Origin of the sequence: Sulfurimonas sp., from assembly GCF_023229105.1 — a bacterium.
GTDB lineage: Bacteria > Campylobacterota > Campylobacteria > Campylobacterales > Sulfurimonadaceae > Sulfurimonas.
In genome coordinates this window covers 1-4,167 of the sequence record NZ_JALNZY010000113.1, presented here as the reverse complement: position 1 = coordinate 4,167, position 4,167 = coordinate 1, and the positions used below count along the sequence as shown (strand labels likewise).

5 protein-coding genes are annotated in these 4,167 nt (G+C 38.1%); all 5 read left to right on the top strand.

The window, feature by feature from the left end; all coding sequences use genetic code 11:
* Window positions 1-522: N-acetylneuraminate synthase family protein (locus M0Q17_RS10790; protein WP_295086728.1), on the top strand; the 522-nt coding region annotated here is incomplete at its 5' end.
* Window positions 519-1,691, top strand: coding sequence for a UDP-N-acetylglucosamine 2-epimerase (gene neuC / locus M0Q17_RS10785; protein WP_295086727.1), 1,173 nt, complete (start codon window positions 519-521; stop codon window positions 1,689-1,691). The genes M0Q17_RS10790 and neuC, both read left to right, overlap by 4 nt.
* Window positions 1,688-2,443 (top strand): imidazole glycerol phosphate synthase subunit HisF, encoded by a 756-nt coding sequence (locus tag M0Q17_RS10780; protein ID WP_295086725.1) that lies wholly within the window; start codon window positions 1,688-1,690, stop codon window positions 2,441-2,443. Before neuC ends, M0Q17_RS10780 begins: the two co-directional genes overlap by 4 nt.
* Window positions 2,440-3,042 carry an imidazole glycerol phosphate synthase subunit HisH gene (gene hisH / locus M0Q17_RS10775; protein ID WP_295086724.1) on the top strand — a complete coding sequence of 201 codons (603 nt, stop codon included), beginning with the start codon at window positions 2,440-2,442 and terminating at the stop codon, window positions 3,040-3,042. The genes M0Q17_RS10780 and hisH overlap by 4 nt, the downstream gene beginning before the upstream one ends.
* Before the next feature lie 9 nt (window positions 3,043-3,051).
* On the top strand, window positions 3,052-4,167 hold a 1,116-nt coding region (locus tag M0Q17_RS10770), incomplete at its 3' end, for an N-acetyl sugar amidotransferase (RefSeq protein ID WP_295086722.1).

Below are 4,167 nucleotides of genomic sequence, written 5' to 3'. Positions count from 1 at the left end.
GAAGCTGGGACAAAAAAAGAGAATGTCATAGTTTTACATGCAAACACCATGTACCCGACACCGATGGAGGATGTAAACCTTAATGCCATGGTTACTATAGGCAATACTTTTGATGTGTCTTACGGCTACAGCGATCATACTTTGGGCATAGAGGTTGATATTGCCGCAGTTGCGCTTGGAGCTAGTTGCATAGAAAAGCACTTTACGCTTGATAAGACTATGGAAGGACCAGACCACAAAGCTTCTCTTGAACCAAAGGAGCTAAAAGAGATGGTAAAAGCTATAAGAAATATTGAACTCGCACTTGGAAGCAACATCAAAAAACCAAGCAAGAGTGAGATACCAAATATGCAGGTAGCCAGAAAATCAATTGTCGCAGCTTGTAGGATCAAAAAAGGCGAAGAGCTTAGTGAAGATAAGCTAGCAATTAAAAGACCCGGCAATGGGATAAGCCCAATGAGATGGGATGAGATTATCGGAACTATTGCAACCAAAGATTATCAAGAAGATGAGATGATATGAAGAGAAAAATTTGTGTAGTAACAGGAACTCGTGCTGAATATGGCTTGCTCTATTGGTTAATGAAAGAGATAGAAGCCGACAAAGATTTAGAGCTTCAGATTGTAGTTACTGGAATGCATTTAAGTCCTGAGTTTGGACTAACATACAAAGAGGTAGACAAAGAGTTTAAGATTGATAAAAAAATAGAGATGCTTCTCTCTTCGGACACCTCAGTTGGAATCTCTAAATCAATGGGTTTGGCCCAGATAGGTTTTGCAGAGGCTTATGAAGAGTTAAAACCCGACATTGTAGTGGTTTTGGGCGATAGATACGAGATGTTTAGTGCCGCTAGCGCCGCTATGATAGCGCGTATCCCCATAGCTCACCTTCACGGAGGAGAGACAACTGAGGGCGCATTTGATGAAGCAATAAGACATAGCATCACAAAGATGAGTTATTTACATTTTACAGCTACAGAGGAATACAAAAACAGAGTCATACAACTTGGGGAGCATCCAAATAGAGTTTTTAATGTCGGCGGAATGGGAATAGAAAATATAAAAAGATTGAAACTATTAAGTAAAGAAGAGTTTGAGAAATCAATTGATTTTAAATTAAATAAAAAAAATCTCTTAGTGACTTTTCACCCGGTTACACTTGAAAATGCTACCGCGAAAGAACAATTTCAAGAACTCTTAGATGCTATAGATGAAGTTCAAAACACAAATATAATCTTTACAAAAGCAAATAGCGACAGCGATGGAAGAGTTATAAATCAAATGATTGAAGAGTATGTATCTAAAAACTCTCATAAAGCAGTTTGCTTTACATCACTTGGACAACTGAGATACTTAAGCGCTTTACAGTTTGTAGATGCGATGGTGGGCAATAGTTCTAGCGGTTTGGCAGAAGCTCCTAGCTTTAAAATAGGAACTATAAACATCGGTGAGAGACAAAAAGGGCGTATAAAAGCCAACAGCGTAATAGATTGCGAGCCGAACAAAGAAGCAATAAAAAAAGCATTTAAAAAACTCTACTCAAAGGAGTTTCAAGAGACGCTAAAAAATGTTCAAAACCCTTACGGAGACGGATGTGCCAGTTTGAAAATAATAGAAGAGATTAAAAAAGCCGATTTGAATAATATTTTAAAAAAATCGTTTTATAACATAGAGTTTGAGGGGAAAATATGAGAACAAGAATAATTGCAAAACTGGATGTAAAACCTCCTTTTGTTGTAAAGCCTGTCCATTTTGAAGGCTTGAGAAAGATGGGATTGCCAACAGAACTAGCTAAAAAATATTATGAACAAGGTGCAGACGAAGTTATGTATATAGACATAGTTGCTTCACTATACCAAAGAGAGATACTTTTTGATGAGATAGAAAAAACGGCAAATGAGCTCTTTATTCCCTTTGGCGTTGGCGGCGGAGTAAAGACAATTGATGACTTTTCAAAACTCTTTCACGTTGGGGCTGATAAAGTCATATTAAACACTTTTGCCGTTCAAGATAATCCAGATATAATCAATCAGGCTGCACAGATTTTTGGAAATCAAGCGGTTGTTATAAATATTGAAGCCAAAAAATGGGAACATTGGTATGAGTGCTATACGGATTGCGGAAGAATCCAATCAGGCAAAGATGTTATAGAGTGGGCAAAAGAGGTAGAGCAAAGAGGCGCTGGCGAGATACTTCTTCAATGTGTAGATACCGACGGGAGACAAAGAGGCTTTGATATAGAACTCGCAAAAAGAGTAGTTGAGAGTGTAAATATACCGGTAGTAGTTGCAAGCGGTGCAGGCAGTCTTGAAGATATAAAAGAGCTTATAGAGTACGCAAAACCAAGCGGTGTTGCCATTGCCAGTTTGCTTCACTATGACAAATTTACAATAAAAGATATCAAAGAGTATTTAGGACTTAACGGTATAGAGGTTTCAAAATGAGCAATATTATCGGACTTATCAACTATGGAATCGCCGGAAATATCCATAGTATCAAAAAAGCGATTGAAAAAGCAGGCGGCGTGGTTAAAGTTATCAATACAAAAGAGGAGCTGGAATCTGTTGAAAAACTGGTTATTCCCGGAGTTGGAAGCTTTAAAGATGCGATGCAGGAACTGCAAAAGAGCGGTTTGCTTGATGCACTAAAAATTGCTGCGACAACAAAACCAACACTCGGCATCTGTCTAGGCATGCAAATACTCTCAACTCTCGGGTTTGAGTATGGAAAAACTAAAGGTCTGGCTCTTATAAACGCCGAAGTAAAGCCTATGATAGTAGATGCGAAGGTGCCGCATATGGGTTTTAACAAAATTGATGTTGTAAAATCAAATAGACTTTTAAATGGTTTGGAAAATGAGGAGTTTTACTTTATGCACTCTTACGAGGTGGTAAATTATACAAATATCGTTGCATTAACGGAGTATGAAGGGCATAAGTTTGTCTCGTCTCTTCAGCAAAACAATCTTTATGGGGTGCAATTCCATCCGGAAAAGAGCCGTGAAGCCGGTATCAAACTGTTTAAAAATTTTATAGAGTTATAGGAGAAGAGCATGAGCGAACTATTTGGAAAATACGGGCTTCCTCTTGAAGTAAAATTTTGTAAAAAATGTACCATGAACAACCAGCGGCCATCTTCTACCGTTGAGTTCAAACAAAAAGAGGGTGAAAAAAAGAGAACTCTTGCATTTGGCGATGACGGCATATGCGAAGCATGCAGATACGCAGAGATGAAAAAGAGCATAGACTGGCAGATAAGAGAGAAAGAGCTTATTGAACTTTGCAATAAATATAGAAGGAACGACGGCAGATATGATGTTGTAGTTCCGGGAAGCGGCGGTAAAGACAGCGTCCAAGCCGCTCATATGCTTAAGTACAAATATAACATGAACCCTATTCTAATCACGTGGCCGCCGGCTCTTTATACCGATATAGGCAGGAGAAATTTTGACTCTTGGCTTAACGCAGGATTTGCAAACTACACCTATAATCAAAATAAAAAGCTTCATAGATTTTTAACGAAGAATGCATTTTTAAATCTTGGACATCCATTTCAGCCTTTTATTTTAGGGCAAAAAAATCTTGCACCAAGACTTTCGGTTTTACTGGATATTCCGTTAGTAATTTTTGGAGAAAATGAAGCAGAATATGGCAATGCTATTGAAGATAATGAAAAACCAACGAGAGATCCTAAGTATTATAGTGCTGAGCTTAGTATTGAAGATTTAGTCCTTGGAGGAGTTCCGGCAAAGGATCTCATTCATGACTTTGGCTTTAAACTCTCAGACCTTGAGGCATATTTTCCTGTCAATCCCTATGAGATAGAAAAAACAGGGACAACTGTTCACTACTTGGGGTATTATGTAAAATGGCACCCACAAGAGACATATTACTACTCTATTGAAAATACTGATTTTATGCCAAACGACCACAGAACGGAAGGAAGTTTTAGCAAATACAGTTCGCTTGATGATAAAATAGATTGGCTACACTACCACACAACAACTATCAAATTCGGTATTGGAAGAGCAACTTATGACTCGTCACAAGAGGTTAGAAACGGAGATATCACAAGAGATGAAGGAATTAGTCTTATTAAACGATTTGACGGAGAGTTTCCTGAGCAGTATATAAAAGATTGTTGTGATTATATGGACATAACACTGCAA

Coding starts and splice junctions, on each gene's coding strand:
- neuC (WP_295086727.1), top strand. CDS start 519: ATGAAGAGAAAAATTTGTGTAGTAACAGGAACTCGTGCTGAATATGGC.
- M0Q17_RS10780 (WP_295086725.1), top strand. CDS start 1,688: ATGAGAACAAGAATAATTGCAAAACTGGATGTAAAACCTCCTTTTGTT.
- hisH (WP_295086724.1), top strand. CDS start 2,440: ATGAGCAATATTATCGGACTTATCAACTATGGAATCGCCGGAAATATC.